16 protein-coding genes and 1 tRNA gene are annotated in these 22,980 nt (G+C 61.1%); 8 read left to right on the top strand and 9 right to left on the bottom strand.

Annotation, left to right across the window (positions count from 1 at the left end):
• The first annotated feature begins 237 nt into the window (after nucleotides 1-237).
• The 3 genes from QMY55_RS13310 to QMY55_RS13300 are packed head-to-tail and all read left to right on the top strand — an operon-like array spanning nucleotide 238 to nucleotide 2,587.
• The gene (locus tag QMY55_RS13310) at nucleotides 238-861 is read left to right on the top strand and encodes a YfiR family protein (protein ID WP_283484683.1); all 624 of its coding nucleotides are present in this window, start codon (nucleotides 238-240) and stop codon (nucleotides 859-861) included.
• Nucleotides 858-2,075: a sensor domain-containing diguanylate cyclase gene (locus tag QMY55_RS13305; protein WP_283484682.1), complete on the top strand. Its 1,218-nt coding sequence runs from the start codon at nucleotides 858-860 to the stop codon at nucleotides 2,073-2,075. Before QMY55_RS13310 ends, QMY55_RS13305 begins: the two co-directional genes overlap by 4 nt.
• A 2-nt stretch (nucleotides 2,076-2,077) precedes the next feature.
• The gene (locus QMY55_RS13300; RefSeq protein WP_407650507.1) at nucleotides 2,078-2,587 is read left to right on the top strand and encodes an OmpA family protein; all 510 of its coding nucleotides are present in this window, start codon (nucleotides 2,078-2,080) and stop codon (nucleotides 2,585-2,587) included.
• An 8-nt stretch (nucleotides 2,588-2,595) separates the two neighbouring features.
• On the opposite strand, the gene QMY55_RS13295 is transcribed toward QMY55_RS13300, so the two are convergent.
• From QMY55_RS13295 to QMY55_RS13260, 8 genes are all read right to left on the bottom strand, one after another.
• Nucleotides 2,596-2,691 (bottom strand) — tRNA-Sec (locus QMY55_RS13295).
• A 147-nt stretch (nucleotides 2,692-2,838) separates the two neighbouring features.
• Complete coding sequence (gene selB / locus QMY55_RS13290) at nucleotides 2,839-4,794, bottom strand: selenocysteine-specific translation elongation factor (protein ID WP_283484681.1); 1,956 nt, start codon at nucleotides 4,792-4,794, stop codon at nucleotides 2,839-2,841.
• Nucleotides 4,795-4,885: 91 nt separating this feature from the next.
• Entirely contained in the window at nucleotides 4,886-6,349 is a 1,464-nt protein-coding gene (gene selA / locus QMY55_RS13285) for an L-seryl-tRNA(Sec) selenium transferase (RefSeq protein ID WP_283484680.1), read from the bottom strand.
• 173 nt (nucleotides 6,350-6,522) lie between these two features.
• Nucleotides 6,523-7,491 (bottom strand): formate dehydrogenase accessory protein FdhE, encoded by a 969-nt coding sequence (gene fdhE / locus QMY55_RS13280; RefSeq protein ID WP_283484679.1) that lies wholly within the window; start codon nucleotides 7,489-7,491, stop codon nucleotides 6,523-6,525.
• Between the two features lie 82 nt (nucleotides 7,492-7,573).
• Nucleotides 7,574-8,200, bottom strand: a complete 627-nt coding sequence (locus QMY55_RS13275) for a formate dehydrogenase subunit gamma (RefSeq protein ID WP_283484678.1) — start codon at nucleotides 8,198-8,200, stop codon at nucleotides 7,574-7,576.
• A complete protein-coding gene (gene fdxH / locus QMY55_RS13270) occupies nucleotides 8,197-9,126 on the bottom strand; it encodes a formate dehydrogenase subunit beta (RefSeq protein WP_283484677.1) in 930 nt (309 codons plus the stop codon). The genes QMY55_RS13275 and fdxH overlap by 4 nt, the downstream gene beginning before the upstream one ends.
• Nucleotides 9,127-9,136: 10 nt before the next feature.
• Entirely contained in the window at nucleotides 9,137-12,196 is a 3,060-nt protein-coding gene (fdnG, locus tag QMY55_RS13265; RefSeq protein WP_283484676.1) for a formate dehydrogenase-N subunit alpha, read from the bottom strand.
• 236 nt (nucleotides 12,197-12,432) lie between these two features.
• On the bottom strand, nucleotides 12,433-13,644 hold the full coding sequence (locus QMY55_RS13260; RefSeq protein WP_283484675.1) for an AI-2E family transporter: 1,212 nt from the start codon (nucleotides 13,642-13,644) through the stop codon (nucleotides 12,433-12,435).
• A gap of 220 nt (nucleotides 13,645-13,864) precedes the next feature.
• Between QMY55_RS13260 and QMY55_RS13255 the strand changes: the two genes are divergently transcribed.
• From QMY55_RS13255 to QMY55_RS13235, 5 genes are all read left to right on the top strand, one after another.
• The gene (locus QMY55_RS13255) at nucleotides 13,865-16,744 is read left to right on the top strand and encodes a 2-oxoglutarate dehydrogenase E1 component (RefSeq protein ID WP_283484674.1); all 2,880 of its coding nucleotides are present in this window, start codon (nucleotides 13,865-13,867) and stop codon (nucleotides 16,742-16,744) included.
• A 65-nt stretch (nucleotides 16,745-16,809) separates the two neighbouring features.
• Complete coding sequence (gene odhB / locus QMY55_RS13250; protein WP_283484673.1) at nucleotides 16,810-18,054, top strand: 2-oxoglutarate dehydrogenase complex dihydrolipoyllysine-residue succinyltransferase; 1,245 nt, start codon at nucleotides 16,810-16,812, stop codon at nucleotides 18,052-18,054.
• 222 nt (nucleotides 18,055-18,276) lie between these two features.
• Nucleotides 18,277-19,704, top strand: coding sequence for a dihydrolipoyl dehydrogenase (lpdA, locus tag QMY55_RS13245; RefSeq protein ID WP_283484672.1), 1,428 nt, complete (start codon nucleotides 18,277-18,279; stop codon nucleotides 19,702-19,704).
• Nucleotides 19,705-19,857: 153 nt separating this feature from the next.
• The gene (gene zapE, locus QMY55_RS13240; RefSeq protein WP_283484671.1) at nucleotides 19,858-20,955 is read left to right on the top strand and encodes a cell division protein ZapE; all 1,098 of its coding nucleotides are present in this window, start codon (nucleotides 19,858-19,860) and stop codon (nucleotides 20,953-20,955) included.
• Between the two features lie 350 nt (nucleotides 20,956-21,305).
• Nucleotides 21,306-22,088: a hypothetical protein gene (locus tag QMY55_RS13235; protein WP_283484670.1), complete on the top strand. Its 783-nt coding sequence runs from the start codon at nucleotides 21,306-21,308 to the stop codon at nucleotides 22,086-22,088.
• A 98-nt stretch (nucleotides 22,089-22,186) separates the two neighbouring features.
• Here the strand turns inward: QMY55_RS13235 and QMY55_RS13230 are convergent, their stop codons facing one another.
• On the bottom strand, nucleotides 22,187-22,954 hold the full coding sequence (locus QMY55_RS13230; RefSeq protein WP_283484669.1) for a PP2C family protein-serine/threonine phosphatase: 768 nt from the start codon (nucleotides 22,952-22,954) through the stop codon (nucleotides 22,187-22,189).
• Nucleotides 22,955-22,980 lie beyond the last annotated feature (26 nt).

The raw sequence follows: 22,980 nt of genomic DNA, 5'->3' as shown, positions 1-22,980 counted from the left end.
CTGACGGCGTTAGCGTGCCGGTCTGCGGATCTTGAACGGGGTTCGGTATGCAGGCCGGTCGAAAGTGGTTCTATTATCGGCAGGCCGTGCATTCTCTGCGCGGCAGAGGGCTAGAGAGCCAGCAAGTATCCCGCAGGCGGTGCGCCAAGGCGCCAAGTGCAGGGGAACGACTTACATGGCGCACCTCAAAAATGTGAAAAAATGTACGAAATTCAAAGTGTGAGAATACATGCCGACATGTATTACTCCTCCTGCCCAGAGTCCGCTGTGTTCATGGAGTCGATGTTGTCGGATTGCAAGCCCGGTCAAGACAAAGAAATACTGCCCGCCCGCCGCATAGGTGTATGGGCCTGGCTGCTAGCTGCGAGCCTGGCCTGGACGTCCGCGACGGCCCGTGCGGATGCGGCAGGCGATGAGCATGTGCAGGCCGTGACGCGCACCGTGATCGGCATTCTGGGCTATACGCGGTGGCCGGCTGAAAGCGCTGTGCTGCATCTATGCGTGGTTGGAGCCACGGAATATGCGGCCGGATTGATTCAGGGCTCCGGGCAGGCCGTTGGCGGCCAGCGCCTCGATGTCAGAAAGGTGGACTTCGAGCGTCTGAAGACCTCCGACTGCGATGGCATTTATGCCGGCGAAGTGGACGAGCAGCAGTGGCGCAACCTGATGAAGCAGGAGGCCAGCCGCACTTTGTTGACGATCAGCGAACGCAGTGCGCTGTGCCGCATCGGTGCGATGTTCTGCCTGCGGCGCCAGGGGGAAGGGCCGGGCTTTGAGGTCAATCTGGATTCGGTGGCCCGCAGCAGCCTGCGCATCAGCCCCAAGGTGCTGCAGCTGGCCCGAACCAAGGCGGCGCCATGAGCAGCAACGCCTCATTGCATGCGGTGATCCGCCGCGCCCATTTGCGCATGGCAGGCATGGCCATTTCACTGGCCGGCGTGCTGCTGCTTCTGGTCGGGTTGGTGGTGCTGCGTTTGTATCTGCTCAACAACCTGCAGTTGATGGCACGTTCCCTGGCCTATACGGCCGAGGCTTCGCTGGTCTTCAACGATCGCGACGAGGCGGGCCGGATGCTGGAGCAACTGCTGCGTGGCGAGGACGTGGCCAGAGCATTGGTGTTCGATGCTCAGGGGCAGGTTTTTGTGCGCTGGTCCTCCGGTAAATCCGCAACGGGTGGCGTTGGGGAGGTGCTGGCCGCCGTCATTGGCATGCGGCCCGGTGAGGCCGTGGTCAGCCAGGACAGCAAGCCGGTCGGGCGTGTGCTGCTTTACAGCGATGGCGCCGGGTTTGTGCGCTTTCTTTGCGCCGGCCTTGCGGTACTGGCCTTGTGCGTGGGCATCAGCGGCTACCTGGGCATGCGCCAGTCGCGCCGCATGCTGGCCGATATCGGCGAGCCGCTGGAACAATTGGCCAGGGTGGCGAGGGCTGTGCGGCATGACCGCTCCATGGACCAGCGCGTGCCCCCGGCTCGCATTGCGGAGTTGCATGAACTGGGGGATGACTTCAACGCGCTGCTGTCTGAGCTGCAGGTGCGTCACGAGAGGCTGAAGCAGCAGAATTCGGCGCTGGAACTACAGGCTTCACGCGATGGTCTGACGGGGCTGGCGAATCGCTCCCATTTCGAACAACGCCTTCAGCAGGCCTTGGTCGATGCCGAAGAGAGCGGCCGCAAGCTGGCTGTGCTGTTTCTCGACAATGATCGCTTCAAGCAGGTCAACGATGTTCACGGTCATGCTGCGGGCGATGCCCTGCTCAGGGCCGTGGGGGACCGCCTGCAGTCGCTGGTGCGTGAAACCGACCTGGTGGCACGCCTGGGTGGAGACGAGTTTGCCATCCTGCTGTATCCGGTGGGCGATGCGGCCGATGCCCAGGTGGTGGCGAACAAGATACAGGACGCCATGCTGGAGCCGGTGATCACTGGCAATGGCGTGGTGCTGAGCCCTTCTGTCAGTGCCGGTATCGCCGTCTTTCCCCAGCACGGACAGGAGATGGAAGCGTTGATGGATTACGCGGATCAGGCCATGTATGAAGCCAAGCTCGCACGCCGTGCAGAACGGGCAGAACTCAAGGAATGAATATGGGATGGATGATGAAAGTCAGGAATGGTGGACGCTTGGGTGTCTGGGGGCGTTGGTGTACGGCCACGGCGCTGGCCTTGATGCTGGCCGCATGTCAGACCCCGCAGCCCAAGGGGCTGACACCCCATCAGCAACAGGTGCTGCGCGCACAGGGCTTTGAGCCGGCGGAGCAGGGCTGGGAGCTGCAGATGCCGGGCAAGCTGCTGTTCGAGTTCGACTCCTCCGTACTGGGGGAATCGGCGCGTACCAAGGTCACTGAGCTTGCCCGGGCGCTGATGAAGGAGGGCATAGACCGGTTGCGCGTGGAGGGGTACACCGACGACCGCGGCAGTGATGCCTACAACCTGAGGCTGTCGCTGCGCCGGGCGCAGGCCGTGGCCGATGTGCTGATGGAGGCCGGCTTGCCCAGGCAGAACGTGGAGGTCAAGGGCCTGGGCAGCGCCTCGCCAGTGGTTTCGGGCAATGCCGCAGAGAACCGGCGCGTGGCCATCGTGGTGCCGCTGCTCTGAAGGCGGGGTGGCGGAAAGCAGCTGGAGTCGAACCAACCCGGGAGCGGCTGACGCCCCCCACCGGGTTTGAAGCCCGGCCGCGCCACCGGGCACGATTGCCTTCCTTGAGCAAGCAGCGAAGGCTTGGCCTCACTCTTGTAGAAGATAGAGGATTGTAGCCAGCATTGAGTGGCAATCAGAGCTGGCAGCGCTATGGCCTGCAGAATAGTCTTCTATCAATCTCATAGCTGCTAGCGCAGCTGGGTCATGGGCTACAGGCCTGAAGTGTTTGAAGCCTGTGAGATCTGCCATTTCACGTCCGGGCGCAACATATGTGCGTCGCGCACGCGGCGGGTGTAGCCGATGCGGTCGAAGAATTCAAGGATCTGGATGGCTCGCTTGCGTCCTAGGTCGGTAGCGTCGCGAAAGGCTCGCGCTTCGACTTCACCGTTGTTGCTGGCTTGAGCCAGCTCCGCGATCAGCGCAGCCAGCTCATCCATGCGCGCGGGTGCATAGAACAAGTCCTTGACCACCTGGAACAATAGACCCTGGCGCGAGAGTTTCTTGAGCAACTGCCTCACCACTTCCTCGCCCGCGCCATGATCGCGGGCCAGATCGCGCACCCAGGGGGGATCGAAGCGACCCGCATCAATGGCTGGCAGCAGCTTTTGCGCAAGCGCTTGCTCAGCCTTGGAAAGTTGCACGCGGTGCTCGGGCAGGTGCAGCCAGGCGCCGCTGCTGGCCAGGCGCTTTTGCGTCAGCAGCGTATCGATCAGCGCCTGATACAGCACATCATGGGCGGCCTGCTGCAAGCCGGGCAGAGCCATGCGGCGCAGGCGCGCGGCGTTGACACCAGGTTCGTCGGGCGATTTTTCGTGAAAGCGGGACAGGGTTTGCAGCATCTGCTGCTGCAGCGCCAGCCAGCGCTGTTCGTCCAGCACCAGGGCATCGCCAGCGACACCGCTGCCGATGGGCAGGGCTACCGTACCGGGCAGCGGCGCTGCTGCATCAAGCGCATGGCCGCTCAGGCGCATGAGCTGGGACAGGGCAACGCCGTGCGGGGCTTGCACAATCAGCGCGGCAAAGTCGCCATGGGTCGCAAGCTGCTCCATCGCGTCAAGATAGGCCATGCGCTCTGCGCTGCGGCGCTTGCGGGCAGGTGCGTAGGGGTCCAGAACCATGCCGCCGGCAATGGTGCGGCTGGCCTGGGCGTTGCGCAGGATCAGACGGTCGCCGGGCACGGTGAAGACAGGGGTGTCCAGCACCAGTTGCACCCGTGCTTCGGTGCCCGGGTCGATGGCGCTGTCCTGCAGCAGGGCGATATGGCCCGTGGTGCGGCGCGTGCCCAGATGGACATGAACCGGTGTCCACTGCTGCATGGGTGGTGCCTCGGTCAGCAGATGCAGATGAAGATCGATACGCTGAGTGGCCTGCAGCACGCGTGCATCGGCCATCCAGTCGCCGCGCTCGATTTCGTCCTTGGCGATGCCTGCGAGGTTGAGAGCGCAGCGCTGGCCGGCCACGCCGGATTCACTGGCCTGATTCTGCGCATGGATGCTTCGCACCCGCACGCTTTGGCCGCTGGCGGAGTGGATCAGCGTGTCGCCCACCTTGACCTGCCCGCCAAAGACGGTGCCTGTGACCACCGTGCCCTGGCCGGGCAGCGTGAAGACGCGATCCACGGCCAGGCGAAACAGGCCATCCCGTGCACGTGCGGGCATTTGCTGAGCCTGCAGGTCCAGGTGCTGGCGCAGCGCCCAGACGCCAGGGTCGCTGGGCTGGGCGGCTGCAGTCTCGAAAATCGGTGAATCTGCAAGAGCCGTCACCGACAGAATGGCGGCGATTTCCTCGCGCACCTCATCGATGCGCTCACGCGGCACGCGGTCCACCTTGGTGAGGGCCACCGTGCCTTGCTTCACGCCCAGTAGTTGCAGGATTTCCAGATGCTCCAGAGTCTGCGGCATGATGCCGTCATCGGCCGCGATCACCAGCAGTGCATGGTCAATGCCCACGGCGCCGGCGGCCATGGTGTGCACGAATTTCTCATGGCCGGGCACGTCGATGATGCCCAGCACATCGCCATTGGGTAGAGGCGCATAGGCATAACCGAGCTCGATGGAGATGCCACGCGCCTTTTCTTCCTTGAGACGGTCGGTTTCAACTCCGGTGAGTGCGCCCACCAGGGTGGTCTTGCCGTGGTCGATATGGCCTGCTGTGCCAATGATCATGAAGTCTGCCTATCGAAATCTTGAAATATCTTAGGGTGAAATTGGCCTGTAGCGCATACCCATCAAGCGCAAGCAGCTACGGTTTTCGATGTCAAACCTTGCGCTGCCGTGCCAACCCGGGCAGTTGCTCCAGCCATTCTGACTGAGCCGAGGTTTCGAGGCAGCGCAGATCCAGCCATAGCGCGTCGTCATGCAGCCTTCCGATCACGGGGCGCGGCAGCGCGCGCAGGCGGGCTTCCAGCTCGGTCAATTGGCGTCCGGCCTGCTTGCCGCTGGCGGGATGGATCTTGAGCCCATGGCTGGGCAGGCTTTCCACGGGCAGGGCGCCGCTGCCGATCTGGCTGGTCATGGGCGCCGTCTCTACGACGAACGCCTTATTGAAGGCATTATCCAGGGCGGCTTGCAGCGGCGCTTGCAGCTGCTCGGCCTGCGCTTGCATATCGGCGGCCTTGCGGGTGAACAGGCGCAGCGTGGTCAGTTCCTGCGCCAGTTTTTCGGGATGGAGGTACAGGCGCAACGTGGGCTCCAGCGCGGCCATGGTGATCTTGCCCACGCGCAGTGCGCGCTTGAGCGGGTTTTTTTTGATTTGCGCGATCAGCGCCTTCCTGCCGACGATGATGCCGGCCTGAGGGCCGCCCAGCAGCTTGTCGCCGCTGAAGGTGACGATGTCGGCACCAGACTCCACGGTCTCGCGCACGGTGACTTCATGCGGCAGGCCCCAGTCGCGCAGATCAACCAGCGTGCCGCTGCCCAGATCTACAAAGCTGGGCAGCTGATGCTCACGCGCGATGCGAGCCACATCGGCATCGCTGACGGATTTGGTGAATCCGGTGATGGCGTAGTTGCTGCAGTGCACCTTCATCAGCGCGGCGGTGTTGTCGCCGATGGCGCCTGCATAGTCCTTCTCATGGGTGCGGTTGGTGGTGCCAACTTCCACCAGCCTGGCGCCTGCACGCGTCATCACGTCGGGGATGCGGAAAGCGCCGCCTATCTCCACCAGCTCGCCACGGGAGACGATGACTTCCTTGTTCAGAGCCAGAGTGGACAGCACCAGCAGCACGGCCGCAGCATTGTTGTTGACGATGGTGGCGGCTTCGGCCCCCGTCAGCTCGCAGATCAGCGACTCGACCAGGTCATCCCGGTCGCCGCGTCCGCCGTCTTCCAGATCGTATTCAAGATTGGCCGGAGCGCTCATGGCCTGCACCACGGCATCAATGGCCGCCTGAGGCAGCAGGGCGCGACCCAGGTTGGTGTGCAGCACGGTTCCCGTGAGGTTGAAGACCGGGCGCAGCCGTGGGGCAAAGCGCTTTTCCAGCCGCTGCCGAGCCATCGCCAGCATCTGGGAGTGGTCCAAAGGCAGTGCCTCGCCCGCCAGCACGCGTGTGCGCAGCTCGCCAATGACCTCGCGCACGGCCTGGGTGCAGGCGTCCAGGCCGTAGTGCTGGCGCAGCTGCTGCATGGCCTCGCTCAGCAGCAGCTTGTCCACGGCCGGCAGTTGCGATGGGTGGTTGATGAGAGGCTGCTGGGCTTGCGAGGAATCGGCGGTGGACTGCATGAGGTGCGATAGAGGAGAGCGACTTTGAACAGGTTTCGAGACGATGCGATTCAAAGAGGGGCTTGGGTCAAAGATGAACCGTGCTGCGAAGGGCTATGCAAAAGGGCGGCCGGATTGCATCCCGCCGCCCTTGCTATTGTGGCCCAGAGCCTGAATGGTTCCGAGCTGTGCCTTCAGGCTGCAGGATCGATCAGGCCGGTGTCGGCCTCGTCTTGACGCTCTTGGGCCACGGCGACGAAGAGCAGGGGGTTGGCACTGGCACGCTGAAAGGGCGTCTCGCTCATCAGCAGATCCAGCATAAGGCTGGCCAGATCGTCGGCCAATGGGTCAACCATGGGGTCTTTTTCCTGGTTCACGATCTTGCGGTAGCTGCCGCATTCGTCGCAGGTTTCGGCCAGTACGGCTTCGCCAGCGCCGTCGACACCTTGATAGTGGATGCCCTTGGTCGATTCGCAGTGCGAGCATTTGACACGCACCATCTGCCATTCGCAAGCGCAGGTGCCGCAATGCAGATAGCGATGGCCAGCCATCTTGCCGCCGATGCGGATGACGCTGGCAACGGGTTCGCTGGCGCAGATGGGGCAGATGCTGGCGGGGTCCGTCATGGGAACATCGCGCAGGGCAATGTCGGCAGCGCGCTTGGTGAACACGACTTGCAGGGCCGCCATGATGAAGGGGGCCATGCCGACATGGCGGGCGGCTACTTCTTTTTGCAGCAGCTTTTTGGCAATGTCGTCGCGCTCGGTGCTGCCCATGGCGCGCAGCTCCTGGATCAGCGGTTGCAGGGGCTCGGGCAGAGCCTGGTCGCCGGATTGCAGGCTATCGAGCATAGTATCCAGCACGGCTTGCCACGCGGGGTCGATATGGTCGACGGCGGGCAGCAAGGGCATGGAGTGCTGCTGCGCGCGCGCAATGATTTCGGCGTCTGGTGCTGCAACGGCGCTGCTGGTGGCCGCCTTGTGCTGCGCATCCATGATTTGCGCGACAAACAGCAGATAGTCGGCAATGGGGTTGCCATTGGCGAGCTGGCGCAGGCGCGCGGCGCGCTCGGCAAACAGGATGCTGGCCTGTGGCAGAAGAACGCGGGGGAAGCTGGTGTGATCCAGCGCTTCGATCTCGCCAGGTTGAAGAATGCGTTGCATTGACAGGGTTTCCAAATGAAGCAGCCGCCGAGCGCCGGTAAACGCTTGGCGGCTGGGTTGCTAGGGGATGAGACTAAAGGTCTTAGTCGTTGTCACCCGTCATCTTGCGGTACCAGCCGCGATGGTGCTGCTTGGCCCAGGCACGGGTCACTGTGCCATAAAGCATGGCCCGAATGGTGCCCCGGGTCCAGATGGCGGCATACACGTGCATGATGATCAGGCCAATCATCCACACGGCGGCAATGGCGTGCACCACCGAAGCGGCTCGCACCACATCAATGGGCAAGGTCCACCAGGCGCGCCACATCATAAAGCCCGTGGTCACGATGAGCAGCATGCCGATCACCAGACCCCAGAACAGCAGCTTCTGGCCGCCGTTGTACTTGCCTTGTTCGGGCATGTCATGGTCGTCGCCGTCGATCATCTTGTTGACGTTCTTGAGCCATTCGATATCGCGCGGCTCAACGAGGTTGAGCTTGGCGAACCGGCAGGCCATGATGACGAAGAACGCGCCCATGACAACCCCGATATAAGGATGCAGGATACGAGTCCAGGGGCCGCCGCCGAACAGATTGGTCAACCAGAAGAAGGCCGGGTGAAAGAATGCCAGGCCGGACAGAGCCAGCAAGATGAAGCAAATGCCTACCACCCAGTGGTTGGCGCGCTCCGATGCGTTGTAGCGCACGAGGTCGCGAGGGTTGCGTTTCATTTGCCTGACTCCTTATTCAGCGCTTCGGCATCCTTGCGCTCCATTTCATCCTCCAGGTCCTTGGACACGTCGTTCGGTCCCTTGGTGATGTAGTGGAACAGGCTGCCAACTGCGGCCGCACCCAGCGCTGCCATGGCCAGAGGCTTGGCAACGCCCTTCCACAGAGAGACCATGGGGCTGATCTTGGGATCGTCCGGCAGGCCCTTGTACAGCGATGGCTTGTCCGCGTGATGCAGCACGTACATCACATGGGTACCGCCCACGCCTTGCGGGTCGTACAGGCCGGCCTTGTCGTAACCGCGCTCCTTGAGGTCCACGACACGGTGTGCGGCGTGTTCCTTCATGGCTTCCTTGGTGCCAAACTGGATGGCACCAGTAGGGCAGGTCTTGACGCAGGCAGGCTCCTGGCCGACAGCCACGCGGTCGGAGCACAAGGTGCACTTGTAGGCCTTGTTGTCCTTCTTGGATATGCGAGGCACGTTGAACGGGCAGCCGGTCACGCAGTAGCCGCAACCCACGCACTGGTCTTGCTGAAAGTCCACGATGCCGTTGGCATATTGGACGATGGCGCCAGGCGAAGGGCAGGCTTTCAGGCAGCCCGGGTCTTCGCAGTGCATGCAGCCGTCCTTGCGGATCAGCCACTCCAGGTTGCCTGTGGCTTCGTTTTCGTACTCGGTAAAGCGCATCACGGTCCACGACTCCGACGTCAGATCCGTCGGGTTGTCGTAGACGCCGGCTGCGACCGTGCCGATTTCGTCACGAAGGTCGTTCCATTCCATGCAGGCTGTCTGGCAAGCCTTGCAGCCAATGCACTTGGAAACGTCAATCAGCTTGGCCACTTCGCCCGAGTGGGCACCACGCGCGCTGGGGGCGGGCGTGGTGGTGGCCGAGCGGCGCTTGATATCTAAAGACATGGTTGATGACATCAGCTGCTCCTTAGATCTTTTCCACCTTCACGAGGAAGGTCTTGGATTCAGGGGTCAAGCTGTTACCGTCACCCACGGAGGCTGTCAGGTTGTTCGCCAGATAGCCCTTGCGTCCCGTTGTCGAGAAGCCCCAGTGAATAGGCACGCCCACATGATGGATGGTCTTGCCATCGATCTTCATGGGCTTGATGCGCTTGGTCACCACGGCCACGGCCTTCACGAAGCCACGCTTGGACGAAACCTTGACCTTCTGGCCGGTCTCGATGCCCAGTTCCTTGCCCAGTGCCTCGCCGATTTCCACGAACTGCTCGGGTTGAACGATGTTGTTCAGCTGGACATGCTTGGTCCAGTAGTGGAAGTGCTCGGTCAGGCGGTAGGTCGTACCCACATGTGGATAGTCCTTGGGGTCGCCCTGCGTGTCCTTGGCGGTGGCCAGGATACGCATCACGGGGCTGGTGACGGCCTGCTTGTTGTCGGGGTACATGGGGTTGTAGCCCAGCGGGTTGTCAAACGCCTCGTAGTGGGTGGGGAACGGACCTTCGGCCATGCCCTTGCGAGCAAACAGACGCGCCACACCTTCGGGATTCATGATGAAGGGGTTGGTTGTCTCCGGAGGCATGGTCGGGCCCATGTCGGGCACGTCTGCACCACCCCAGGTCTTGCCGTTCCACTTGATCAGCACGCGGTTCGGGTTGAACGGCTTGCCTTCGCGGTCGCAGGACGCACGGTTGTACAGCACACGGCGGTTGGCCGGCCAGGCCCAGGCCCAGTTCAGCGTGTTGCCGATGCCGGTGGGGTCGCTGTTGTCACGGCGAGCCATCTGGTTGCCCGAAGACGTCCAGGAGCCGGTCCAGATCCAGCAGCCACCCAGGGTGGAGCCGTCATCGCGCATTTCACCGAAGCTGCTCAGCTGCTCGCCTGCCTTGCGGATGACCTTGCCTTCGGCATCGGTCAGGTCCACCAGCGCACGACCGTTGTACTCCTTGGCCACTTCTTCCGAGGAAGGGTGGTCAGCCTGGGCATAGGGCCAGTACAGCTTGGTGATGGGGTCGGAGAACTTGCCGCCGTCCTTTTGATAGAGGGCCTTCAGGCGCAGATGCAGGGCCGACATGATGGCAATGTCGGTCTTGGCTTCTCCTGGAGGTTCGGCCGCCTTCCAGTGCCACTGCAGTACGCGCGAGGAGCTCACTACCGCACCGTCTTCTTCGGCAAAGCAGGTGGTAGGCAGGCGGAACACTTCGGTCTGGATGGAGGCGGAGTCCACATCGTTGAATTCGCCGTGGTTCTTCCAGAACTCGGAGGTTTCGGTCACCAGCGGATCCATGATGACCAGAAACTTGAGCTTCTTGAGGCCTTCGCGCACGCTGTTGCTGTTGGCCAGAGCCGCCAGGGGGTTGAAGCCCTGGGCGATATAGCCATTGACCTTGCCCTGAGTCATCAGTTCAAAGATCTGCAGCATGTCGTACTGCCTGTCCAGCTTGGGCAGATAGTCAAATGCCCAGTTGTTTTCGGCAGTCGCAGCAGGGCCCCACCAGGCCTTCATCAGGCTGACATGGAACTTGGGCGTGTTGGCCCAGTAATTCATCTGACCAGGGCGCAGCAGCTTGGGCGTGCGCGAGGCGATGTACTGGCCATAGTCCTGTTCGGCTTCGTTTGGCAGCGTCAGGTACCCGGGAAGCGAAGCAGACAGAATGCCCAGGTCCGTCAGGCCCTGGATGTTGGAGTGGCCACGCAGCGCGTTCATGCCGCCGCCAGCGATGCCGATATTGCCCAGCAGCAGCTGGATCATGGCGCCGGTGCGCAGAATCTGTGCGCCTGTGGTGTGCTGAGTCCAGCCCAGGGCGTACATGATGGTGGCAACACGGCCAGCTTCAGCGGTCGAAGCCAGCTTCTCGCACACGTGCAGGAATTTCTCCTTGGGCGTGCCGCAGATGGACTCCACCTTCTCGGGGGTGTAGCCAGCGTAGTGCTTCTTGAGCCACTGATAGACGCAGCGCGGGTGCTCCAGCGTGGGGTCGACCTTCACAAAGCCATCGTCACCGAGCTCGTAGTCCCAGGATCCCTTGTCGTAGGTGCGCTTTTCGGGGTTGTAGCCCGAGAAGATGCCCTCGTCGAACGCAAAGTCCTCGCGCACGATGAATGAGAAGTCCGTGTAGTTCTTCACATACTCGTGGTGAATCTTGTCGTTCGTCAGCAGATAGTTGATCACACCGCCGAGGAAGACGATGTCCGAACCCGAGCGGATTGGGGCATAGAAGTCAGCCACGGATGCCGAGCGGTTGAAGCGCGGATCGACCACCATGAAGTGAGCCTTGTTGTGCTCCTTCGCTTCGGTCACCCATTTGAAACCGCAGGGGTGTGCTTCGGCGGCATTGCCGCCCATGATCAAAATAACGTCCGCGTTCTTGATGTCGACCCAATGGTTCGTCATCGCTCCACGGCCAAACGTCGGGGCAAGACCTGCCACCGTCGGGCCGTGTCAGACACGTGCTTGGTTGTCGAGTGCAAGAAGGCCCCAGGAGCGGGCCACTTTGTGCGTGATGTAGCCGGCTTCGTTGCTGGAGGCCGAGGCGGCCAGCATGCCGGTGGTCAGCCAGCGGTTGACCTTCTGGCCTTTTTCGTTGGTTTCAACGAAGTTGGCGTCGCGGTCTTCCTTGAGCAGCCTGGCAACGCGATCCAGGGCTTCGTCCCAGGACATGCGCTTCCATTCGCTGGAGCCGGGGGCGCGGTACTCGGGGTACTTGAGACGGTTGGGGCTGTGCACGAAGTCCAGCAGCGATGCACCCTTGGGGCACAGCGTGCCGCGATTGACCGGGTGATCGGGGTCGCCTTCCACGTGCATCACGGACAGGCGGCTGTTCTTGCCACCGTCGCCCAGCGAGTACATCAGGATGCCGCAGCCTACGGAGCAGTAGGTGCAGGTTTGGCGAGTCACGGTGGTGGCTGACAACTTGTATTGCCGCACCTCGGCCAGAGCAGCTGTGGGTGAGAAACCCATCAGCGCCAGGCTGGAACCCGCCAGAGTCGAACCAGTCACTTTCATGAACTGGCGTCTGGAGAATTGGACCATTGTGGGGTACCTTTTCAAAATAACGCTTTTATGTGAAAGCAAATTTTACGTTTTGACAATGAATTCGCTGTGCTAACAATCCCTTAATTCTTGAGCGCTGGCGTGCGCCTTTAACTGCAAGTTCTTGAATGTCAGCATTTTTTGAAATTCCAATGATGTTGATAATCAAAATCTATAGCTGCAGATGGCGCAGGAATGGTGTGAATGCGGCGTTCGAGGAGCAGGAAACAAGCGTTTTATTTGCTGTCCGAGGAAAGGTTTGGGGGTTCTGTCGCTGGCTTCTTCTGCTCGGGGCTGGCGTCCACTGGATTTGCTGCGGGGACTGAAACAGGTTCGGCAAGGAGTTCTGCCTGCGGTTGGACCGGGTTTTGAGCTGCATTCCTTGCTGCAGCTTCCTCTTCCTGCTGCTGGATTTCTGCAAACATGTCCCAGGTTGCCATGAACAGGGCCGCAATCGCCGGGCCCAGCACAAAGCCTGTCAATCCAAATACCGCCATGCCGCCCAGCGTGGAGATCAGCACGATGTAATCGGGCATCTTGGTGTCCTTGCCGACCAGCAGAGGGCGCAGCATGTTGTCGACAAAGCCGATGACAAGCGTGCCATAGGCTGCAAGCACCAGCCCTTTGGTGGTGTCGCCTGTGGCCAGGAAATAGATGGCTACCGGCCCCCAGACAAGGCCTGCTCCGACAGCGGGTAGTAGGGACAGGAACGCCATGACCACGGCCCAGAGCACAGGGCCCTGAATGCCCAGAATCCAGAAAATCAGGCCGCCCAAGGCGCCTTGAGCTGCGGCCACGGCCAGATTGCCCTTGACGGTGGCGCGAATCACGGTCGTGAACTTGATTGCCAGCTCGCGCTTGTGCTCCGGGGCCAAGGGTGTGGAGCGCCAGATGCGCTCCGTCAGCGACTTGCCATCACGCAGCAGAAAGAACATCAGATAGAGCATCACGCCGAAGCCGACGACAAAGCCCAGAGTGTTCTGGCCCAGTCCTACCGCTTTGCTGGCGGCCAGCTTGCTGGCCTGCAGAGCAATATTGGAGAGCTTGGACTGCATCTCTTCAAGCGTGCCCAGGTGCAGCTTCTCCAGCCATGGCGTCAGCCAGGAGGGCAGGGCGTTGAAGATTTGCTGGAGATAGCTGCCGACGGAAGTGTTGCCGCTATTGATGCGCTCATAGATCGTAGAGGTCTCTTTGACCAGCGAGAGGCTGATCAGAACCATGGGCAGGATGACGACGAAAAGACTGAGAAGCAAAGTCAGGATCGCAGCCAGCGTGGGCTTGTTGGGCATGCGCGCAACAACCCGTTTGTGAAAGGGGGAAAAGACGATGGCAAACGCGACGCCCCAGAAAATTGCCAAGGAATATTCCGATAGAACCCAGATGAATGCAGTGGTAACTGCTATCAAAAGAAGAATGAAGCTGCGTTTGTGCAGGGGTAGAAGTGGCATGGTTTTCCTTGTTCAACGGGCTCGCTCAATGTAAGCGAGGCTTGCGAACGTAAACATATGGGTCTTTTATAAGAGTTGAACTTGGAACAGTGGCACAATGGCGCGAGCAACTCAAGGCCCTTCCCAGCCACAGTCGCATCCGCCAATCGGTACAGCCGTGTCGCGGAAGGTTCCACAAACCAGCTAATGCTTTCTGAAGGAAAGCGGAGGTCAGCGCAAGATGAGCGATCAGTCATCGGTTTACAAAGCCTATCAAGGCAACACTTACCTCTTCGGCGGCAATGCGCCCTATGTCGAAGAAATGTACGAAGGCTACTTGGCCAATCCCGGCAGCGTGCCGGATTCGTGGCGCGAGTACTTCGATGCGCTGCAGCACGTGCCTGCAGTGGATGGTACAGACGCCAAGGACGTTCCTCATCTGCCAGTCATCAATGCCTTTGCCGAGCGTGCAAAGCAGGGTGGTACCAAGGTAGTCGTCGCCTCCGGTGCAGATTCCGAACTGGGTCGCAAACGTACGGCGGTCCAGCAACTGATTGCTGCCTACCGTAACGTCGGCCAGCGCTGGGCGGACCTCGATCCTCTGAAGCGTACCGAGCGCCCCGAAATTCCCGAGCTGGAGCCTGCGTTCTACGGCTTCACCGATGCCGACCAGGAAGTGGTGTTCAATACCAGCAACACCTTCTTTGGCAAGGACTCCATGACGCTGCGCGAGCTGCTCAACGCGCTGCGCGAAACCTATTGCGGCACTCTGGGTGCCGAGTACATGTATGCCACCGACCAGAACCAGAAGCGCTGGTGGCAGCAGAAGCTGGAAAGCATCCGCAGCAAGCCCTCGTTCAATGCCGACGAGAAGAAGCGCATTCTGGACCGTCTGACGGCCGCCGAAGGCCTGGAGCGCTATCTGCACACCAAGTACGTGGGCCAGAAGCGCTTCTCGCTGGAAGGTGGTGAGTCCTTCATCGCCGCCATGGACGAGCTGATCAACTCCGCCAGCGCCCGTGGCGTGCAGGAAGTCGTGATCGGCATGGCCCACCGTGGCCGCCTGAACGTGCTGGTCAACACCCTGGGCAAGATGCCCAAGGACCTGTTTGCCGAGTTCGATCACACGGCTCCCGAAGATCTGCCTGCCGGTGACGTGAAGTACCACCAGGGTTTCAGCTCCGATGTGTCCGCCAAGGGCGGCCCCATGCACCTGTCCCTGGCGTTCAATCCTTCCCACCTGGAAATCGTCAACCCCGTGGTTGAAGGTTCGGTGCGCTCGCGCATGGACCGTCGTGATGACCCCCACGGCAAGCAGGTGCTGCCCGTGCTGGTGCACGGCGACGCGGCCTTTGCCGGCCAGGGCGTGAACCAGGAAACTCTGGCGCTGTCCGAAACCCGTGGCTATACCACGGGCGGTACGGTTCACATCATCATCAACAACCAGATCGGTTTCACCACCTCTGACCCGCGCGACCTGCGCTCCACGCTGTATTGCACCGACATCGTCAAGATGATCGAGTCTCCCGTGCTGCACGTGAACGGCGACGATCCCGAAGCCGTGTGCCTGGCCATGCAGCTGGCACTGGAATTCCGCATGGAATTCTCCAAGGACGTGGTGGTGGACATCATCTGCTTCCGCAAGCTGGGCCACAACGAGCAGGACACTCCGGCTCTGACGCAGCCTCTGATGTACAAGAAGATCGGCCAGCATCCCGGCACGCGCAAGCTGTACGCCGACAAGCTGGCGACCCAGGGCCTGGGCGCGACGCTGGGCGACGATATGGTCAAGGCCTATCGCGCTGCCATGGACGAAGGCCGTCACACCCAGGAAGTGGTGCTGACCAACTTCAAGAGCAAGTACGCGGTGGACTGGAGCCCCTTCATTGGCAAGGCCTGGACCGATGCCGGCGACACCGCTATTCCCTTGACCGAGTGGAAGCGTCTGGCCGAAAAGATCACCACGCTACCCGCAACCGTCAACCCTCACGCTCTGGTTAAGAAGGTCTATGACGACCGCGCTGCCATGGGCCGTGGCGATGTGAACGTGGACTGGGGCATGGGTGAGACCATGGCTCTGGGCTCTCTGGTGGCATCGGGCTATCCCGTGCGCCTGTCGGGTGAAGACTCCGGTCGCGGCACCTTCACGCACCGTCATGCCGTGATTCACGATCAAAAGCGTGAAAAGTGGGACGAAGGCACTTACATCCCCCTGCAGAACGTGGCCGACAACCAGGCTCCGTTTGTCGTGATCGACTCCATCCTGTCCGAAGAGGCGGTGCTGGGCTTTGAATACGGCTATGCCTCCAACGATCCCAACACCCTGGTGATCTGGGAAGCCCAGTTCGGTGACTTTGCCAACGGTGCCCAGGTCGTGATCGACCAGTTCATCGCCTCCGGTGAAGTGAAGTGGGGCCGCATCAATGGCCTGACACTGATGCTGCCTCACGGCTATGAAGGCCAGGGCCCCGAGCACAGCTCGGCGCGTCTGGAGCGCTTCATGCAGCTGGCCGCCGACGCCAACATGCAGATCGTGCAGCCCACTACCGCCAGCCAGATCTTCCACGTGCTGCGTCGTCAGATGGTTCGCCCCCTGCGCAAGCCTCTGGTCATCTTCACGCCCAAGTCGCTGCTGCGCAACAAGGATGCGACCTCGCCGCTGTCCGAGTTCACCTCTGGCGGTTTCCAGACCGTGATTCCCGAGCAGGACGAAGCTGTGGTCAAGAACGCTGCCAAGGTCAAGCGCATCATTGCCTGCTCTGGCAAGGTGTACTACGACCTGGTCAAGAAGCGTGCCGAGAAGGAAAGCAAGGACGTCGCCATCATCCGCGTCGAGCAGCTGTATCCTTTCCCGCACAAGGCTTTTGCGGCCGAAGTGAAAAAATTCGCCAACGCAACTGAAATCGTGTGGTGCCAGGACGAGCCACAGAACCAGGGCGCCTGGTTCTTCATCCAGCACAATATCCACGAGAACATGCGTGAAGGCCAGAAGCTGGGCTATTCGGGCCGCGCTGCGTCCGCTTCGCCAGCGGTGGGCTACTCGCATCTGCACCAAGAGCAACAAAAGGCACTGGTGGAAGGCGCATTCGCCAAACTCAAGGGTTTTGTCCTGACCAAGTAAGGCCGTAACCCCTTTATCTACGTTCGCACACGTATCAGACAAAACACTTTTTGGAAAGAATCAAAATGGCTATCGTTGAAGTCAAAGTTCCCCAGCTGTCCGAGTCCATTACCGAAGCCACCATGCTGACCTGGAAGAAGAAGGTTGGCGAGGCTGTGGCGGTCGATGAAATCCTCATCGAAATCGAAACCGACAAGGTCGTGCTCGAAGTGCCAGCTCCCTCGGCTGGCGTGATCACCGAAATCCTGCAAGGCGACGGTGCCACCGTGGCTGCAGAGCAAGTCATCGCCAAGATCGACTCCGAAGCCGTCGCTGGTGCCGCAGCTCCTGCTGCTGCCCCCGCAGCCGCCGCCTCGGCTCCTGCCGCAGCGCCAGTTGCTGCAGCTCCCGCCGGTGCCGACAAGAGCGGCGTGGCCATGCCCGCTGCCGCCAAGATCCTGGCCGACAACAACCTGTCCGCTGCCAATGTGGCAGGCACGGGCAAGGACGGCCGCGTGACCAAGGGTGACGCACTGTCCGCCATCAAGGCTGGCGCTGTCATCCCCACCGGCGCTCCCAAGGTGGCTCTGCCCCAGGTGGCAGCTCCCGCTTCTAAGGAAGAGCTGGGCGACCGTCCCGAGCAGCGCGTGCCCATGACACGTCTGCGTGCCCGTATCGCCGAGCGTCTGCTGCAGTCGCAAGCGACCAATGCCATCCTGACCACGTTCAACGAAGTGAACATGGCTCCCGTGATGGAACTGCGCAAGAAGTTCCAGGACCAGTTCACCAAGGAACATGGCGTGAAGCTGGGTTTCATGTCCTTCTTCGTCAAGGCTGCCGTGCATGCCCTGAAGAAGTTCCCCGCCGTGAACGCCTCGATCGACGGCAACGACATCGTCTACCACGGCTACTTCGACATCGGTATCGCCGTGAGCTCGCCTCGCGGTCTGGTGGTGCCCATCCTGCGCAATGCAGACCAGATGAGCTTCGCCGACATCGAAAAGAAGATTGCCGAGTTCGGTCAGAAGGCCAAGGAAGGCAAGCTGGGCATTGAAGAAATGACCGGCGGTACCTTCTCGATCTCCAATGGCGGTACCTTCGGCTCGATGATGTCCACCCCCATCATCAACCCCCCTCAGTCCGCCATCCTGGGTGTGCACGCCACCAAGGACCGCGCCGTGGTCGAAAACGGTCAGATCGTGATCCGTCCGATGAACTACCTGGCCATGTCCTATGACCACCGCATCATCGACGGCCGCGAAGCCGTACTGAGCCTGGTGGCCATGAAGGATGCGCTGGAAGATCCTTCGCGCCTGCTGTTCGATCTGTGATCAACCCCCTGTGGCGCTGCGCGCCTTCCCCCTTCTCTCGAATTGCGTTGCAATTCGGGAAGGGGGACGCCACCTGCGCTGCGGGACGGCCCTTGCTGGGTGGCTGCTGATTTTCGGCCCCGCCCACTTCAAGAGTCCTTAACGATCAAGCAGTAAACCCACCCTTGGCCACGCAGCCCTGTGGTGGGTTTTTTAAAGCACCAAACACAAGAGATTTGAATCATGAGCAAGCAATTTGATGTCGTCGTGATCGGCGCCGGCCCCGGCGGCTACATCGCTGCCATCCGCGCAGCACAACTGGGTTTCAACGTCGCCTGTATCGACGAGTGGAAGAACGCCGCCGGTGGCGCTGCTCCTGGCGGCACCTGCACCAACGTGGGTTGCATTCCCTCCAAGGCGCTGCTGCAGTCTTCCGAGCATTTCGAGCATGCCAAGCTGCACTTTGCCGACCATGGCATCTCCACCGGCAAGGTCGAGATGGACGTGGCCAAGATGATTGCCCGCAAGCAAGGCATCGTGAAGCAGAACAACGATGGCATCCTTTACCTGTTCAAGAAGAACAAGGTCACTTTCTTCCACGGCCGCGGTTCTTTCGAGAAGGCTGTTGAAGGCGGCTACGCCATCAAGGTCGCAGGCAAGGAAGAGGAAGTCATCACCGGCAAGCAGATCATCATCGCCACCGGCTCCAACGCCCGTGCGCTGCCCGGCCTGCCGTTCGATGAGGAGTTCATCCTGTCCAACGACGGTGCTCTGGATCTGGCCAAGGTGCCCAAGAAGCTGGGTCTGATCGGCTCCGGCGTGATCGGTCTGGAAATGGGTTCGGTCTGGCGCCGCCTGGGTGCGGAAGTGACCGTGCTCGAAGGCATGGACAAGTTCCTGCCCGCCGTGGACGAACAGATCGCCAAGGAAGCCAAGAAGGCTTTCGACAAGCAAGGTCTGAAGATCGAGCTGGGCGTGAAGGTCGGCGAAGTGAAGACCTCCAAGAAGGGCGTGTCCGTGGCCTACACCAATGCCAAGGGCGAAGCTCAGACGCTGGACGTGGACAAGCTGATCGTCTCGATTGGCCGCACCGCCAACACCAACGGCCTGAACGTGGAAGCCGTGGGCCTGGCTCTGGACGAGCGCGGTGCCATCGTGGTGGACGATCTGTGCAAGACCAATCTGCCTGGTGTGTGGGCGGTGGGCGACGTGGTGCGTGGCCCCATGCTGGCGCACAAGGCCGAGGAAGAAGCCGTGGCCGTGGCCGAGCGCATTGCCGGCCAGCACGGTCATGTGAACTTCAACACCATCCCCTTCGTGATCTACACCAGCCCCGAAGTGGCATGGGTGGGCCGCACCGAGCAGCAGCTCAAGGCCGATGGCGTGAAGTACAAGGCCGGCTCCTTCCCCTTCCTGGCCAATGGCCGCGCACGCGCTCTGGGCGATACCACGGGTATGGTCAAGTTCGTGTCGGATGCCGAGACCGACGAAATCCTGGGCGTCCATATGGTCGGCCCCATGGTGTCCGAGCTGATCTCCGAAGCCGTGGTGGCCATGGAGTTCAAGGCATCGAGCGAAGACATCGCCCGCATCTGCCATGCTCACCCCTCGCTGTCCGAATCCACCAAGGAAGCTGCCCTGGCCGTGGACAAGCGCACGCTGAATTTCTAAGTTTTTTCAGCCTTGCGCGCAGGTTTATGACATGGCTGTGATGTGCCGGCGCGCAAGCTGAAGCTTCTTTTGAAATTCAGATAAAAATGGCTGCTAACGCTTGATAGATAAGCGCTAGCAGCTATTGTTTTTTGAGCATCTGGAGACAAGACGGTGAACGTAAGACAGGCCTATGAGGCAGAACTGGCTGCCAAGGGTTTCAAAAGCGATCCTGCACAGCTGCGTGCAGTCGAGGCGCTGCAGCGCTGCGCGGACGCGTGGACTGTATATAAGGGCAAGCGCTCCAATGCCCTCAAGAAACTGATCAACCACCCCGATCTGCCCAAGGGCGTCTATATGTATGGCGGGGTGGGGCGCGGCAAGAGTTTTCTGATGGACTGCTTCTTCAACGCCGTGCCGATCAAGCGCAAGGTGCGCCTGCACTTTCACGAATTCATGCGCGAGGTGCACCGCGAGATGCACCTCATGCAAGGCACGCAGAACCCGCTGGATGCGCTGGGTGCCAAGATCGCCAAGAAATACAAGCTGATCTGCTTTGACGAGTTCCATGTCTCCGACATCACGGACGCCATGATTCTCTACAAGCTGCTCGAATCGCTTTTTGCCAATGGCGTGGGTTTTGTGACCACCTCCAATTTCGAGCCGGACGGCCTCTACCCCGGTGGCCTGCACCGTGACCGCATACTGCCTGCGATTGCCTTGCTCAAGGACCGCATGGAGGTGGTGAACGTGGACAACGGTACCGACTACCGCCGCCGCACGCTGGAAGATGCCAAGCTTTATCACTGCCCCTTGGGTCCGGAGGCCGATGCTGCGATGCAGCAGACCTTCGACCGTCTGGCCGAAGCCCATGACGAAGAGCCCGTGATGCAGATCGAGACCCGCAAGATCGCGGCCAAGCGCCGTGCGGGTGGCATGATCTGGTTCGATTTCCGCGAACTTTGCGGTGGCCCACGCTCGCAGAACGATTACCTGGAAATTGCCACGCAGTTCCATACCATTTTGCTGTCCGATGTGCCCGAACTCCATGTCAACATGGCCTCGGCCGCACGGCGCTTCACCTTGCTGGTGGACGTGCTTTACGACCGCCATGTCAAGCTCATCATGTCGGCCGCCGTGCCGCCCGAGCAGATCTATACCGAAGGCCCGCTGGCCCACGAGTTTCCGCGCACGGTTTCGCGTCTCAACGAGATGCAGTCCAAGGAGTATCTGTCGCTGGAACGCAGGGTGGTGGACACCCGGTTGACCTGAGCGATATTCCTTGGGGCTCTAAGAACGTGTTCATGATCTCCTCGCGCCGCGACAGTGGCTTTGCGGGATGGGATGCTAGGGGGCGGCCCCCCGCGCGCAACACCGCAGCAATAGCCGAGCTATTGCGAGGATTTGCAACGCCGCAGACCGCCCGCAAAGTCTCTGTCCCGAAGGGTTGGAGTGCAATCGGGCGATTTCTTCGCGCTGACTCTTGCTTGCACCCCGGTGCAAGCAGCGAGCCATCGCTTCGAACTCATCCCGATTGCGCTCCAACGCGGCGGCGTAGAGATCATGAACACGTTCTAAGATGCTGCTTGTTGGGCCGCGTGCCCTGTCTCCTGTTCAAGAAGATGTCCAAACTCTCTGCCTCGATTTCCGCTTCCCTTGATCGCTTTGGCCGCCTGGTGGCAGTTTCGGCTTTTTCGGCCGCGGCCATGTGCTTGACCAGCACCGCCGCGCTTGCTCAACCTGCTCCGGCACCCGCCGCCAGCGCAGAAGCCAAGCAGGCGCAGAAGGCGCAGGCCGCCAGGGAGCGCGAGAGCCTGCACAAGAGCTGGGAGGCTGAACGCAAGGAGATTCAGGGCAAGCGCGAGGTGATAGAGCAACAGCGCCTGGATGCTGAAAAGCTTTGCTATCAAAAGTTTGCCGTGGAAGGCTGCCTGGCGGAAGCCCGCACCGAGGCGCGTGAGAAAGACGCGCCTTTGCGTGCGCGCGAGCTGGAAATCAACGCTGTGGAGCGCAAGGAAAAAGCGGCCGAACGCCTGAAAGCCATCGAGGAAAAAAAGGCCGAGAACGCCGCTGTCCCCATGAAGGCCCAGCAACGCGAAAAGGCGTCAGGAAAGGCATCGGGCCCCAGGGGGGCGGGAGCCAAGCCTGATGTGGATGAGGCGGCCGCTCAGGCGCAGCGCCAGAGCGAAGCCCAGCAACGTGCCGCCAAGCAGTCCGACTATGTGCGTCGCCACGAGCAAAACCGTGCTCACGCCGATGAAGGGCGTGCCGAGCGCGAGGCCAAGGCCCGTGCCGATTTTGAGGCCAAGCAAAAAGAGGCCGCAGCGCACAAGGCCAGTGCCTTGAAGAAGGCGCAGGAGGCTGGCCAGAAGAAGGCAGCACCGCTGCCGCCGCCTGCGCCCTGAAAACGTCGGTTACAGGCTTGATGCATGCCCGCTGCTCTTGGAAAAGAAGCTGCCAGCGCATGCCCATCAAGGGTCGGACTGCTTTCTGATTGAAAAACTCAATCGGCGGCAGTCGCAGCTTCCAGCTTGAGAATGGCCAGCGACAGGTTGTCGCCTCCACCCTGGGCCCGCTTGCGGGCTTTTTCAATGAGAAATTGCGATGCTTCGCGTGGCGAAAGCGCCTGCAGCACCGTGCCCAGTTCCTGGCTGCTGAAGTAATGCCAGACGCCGTCCGAGCAGGCCATCAAGGTATCGCCGGGCTGCAGCTTTTCAATCACATGGTGTTCGATGGGCGGTGCCGTGACGGCGCCCAGGCATCCCAGCAAGATGTTGGACTGCGGGTGATTGTGGGCTTCATCCGCAGTGATGTCGCCGCGATCCACCAGCGCTTGCACATAGGAATGATCCTTGCTGCGATGCACTTGATGAGTGCCGTGAAAGTGGTAGAGGCGCGAGTCTCCGGAATGCATGAAGTGGCAGATGCCGTCGGGCAGAACCACAAATGCAGCGATGGTGCTGTGGGGCTCCTGTTCGGAGGCAATGGCCGTGAGCCGGATGACGGTGTGCGCATCCTGCACAATGGTGCGCAGCATGCGGGCGCAGTCCTCATGGGAAGGCTCGAAGCGCTCGAACAGCTGGCGTGCCGTCAGCATGACCTGATCGGATGCCTTGCGCCCGCCGCTGCGTCCACCCATGCCGTCCGCCACAACGCCCAGAATGCAGCCCTTGGCATAGGGGTGAGCCATCAGCAGAACTTGGTCTTGCTGATATTCCCGGTCGCCACGGTGTATGCCGGTGGAGGCCTGGATGCGGTAGCTGGGTGGCATGCGGGGCTTTGGTGCGTGAGTCTGCG

The sequence above is a fragment of the Comamonas resistens genome, from assembly GCF_030064165.1.
Lineage (GTDB): Bacteria > Pseudomonadota > Gammaproteobacteria > Burkholderiales > Burkholderiaceae_C > Comamonas > Comamonas resistens.
This window is presented reverse-complemented; position numbering and strand designations above follow the sequence as displayed.

Bases quoted from the DNA above. Each gene is read 5' to 3' on its own strand.
- QMY55_RS13310 (WP_283484683.1), top strand. From the start codon at position 238: ATGTATTACTCCTCCTGCCCAGAGTCCGCTGTGTTCATGGAGTCGATG.
- QMY55_RS13305 (WP_283484682.1), top strand. From the start codon at position 858: ATGAGCAGCAACGCCTCATTGCATGCGGTGATCCGCCGCGCCCATTTG.
- QMY55_RS13300 (WP_407650507.1), top strand. From the start codon at position 2,078: ATGGGATGGATGATGAAAGTCAGGAATGGTGGACGCTTGGGTGTCTGG.
- selB (WP_283484681.1), bottom strand. From the start codon at position 4,794: ATGATCATTGGCACAGCAGGCCATATCGACCACGGCAAGACCACCCTG.
- selA (WP_283484680.1), bottom strand. From the start codon at position 6,349: ATGCAGTCCACCGCCGATTCCTCGCAAGCCCAGCAGCCTCTCATCAAC.
- fdhE (WP_283484679.1), bottom strand. From the start codon at position 7,491: ATGCAACGCATTCTTCAACCTGGCGAGATCGAAGCGCTGGATCACACC.
- QMY55_RS13275 (WP_283484678.1), bottom strand. From the start codon at position 8,200: ATGAAACGCAACCCTCGCGACCTCGTGCGCTACAACGCATCGGAGCGC.
- fdxH (WP_283484677.1), bottom strand. From the start codon at position 9,126: ATGTCATCAACCATGTCTTTAGATATCAAGCGCCGCTCGGCCACCACC.
- QMY55_RS13260 (WP_283484675.1), bottom strand. From the start codon at position 13,644: ATGCCACTTCTACCCCTGCACAAACGCAGCTTCATTCTTCTTTTGATA.
- QMY55_RS13255 (WP_283484674.1), top strand. From the start codon at position 13,865: ATGAGCGATCAGTCATCGGTTTACAAAGCCTATCAAGGCAACACTTAC.
- odhB (WP_283484673.1), top strand. From the start codon at position 16,810: ATGGCTATCGTTGAAGTCAAAGTTCCCCAGCTGTCCGAGTCCATTACC.
- lpdA (WP_283484672.1), top strand. From the start codon at position 18,277: ATGAGCAAGCAATTTGATGTCGTCGTGATCGGCGCCGGCCCCGGCGGC.
- QMY55_RS13235 (WP_283484670.1), top strand. From the start codon at position 21,306: ATGTCCAAACTCTCTGCCTCGATTTCCGCTTCCCTTGATCGCTTTGGC.
- QMY55_RS13230 (WP_283484669.1), bottom strand. From the start codon at position 22,954: ATGCCACCCAGCTACCGCATCCAGGCCTCCACCGGCATACACCGTGGC.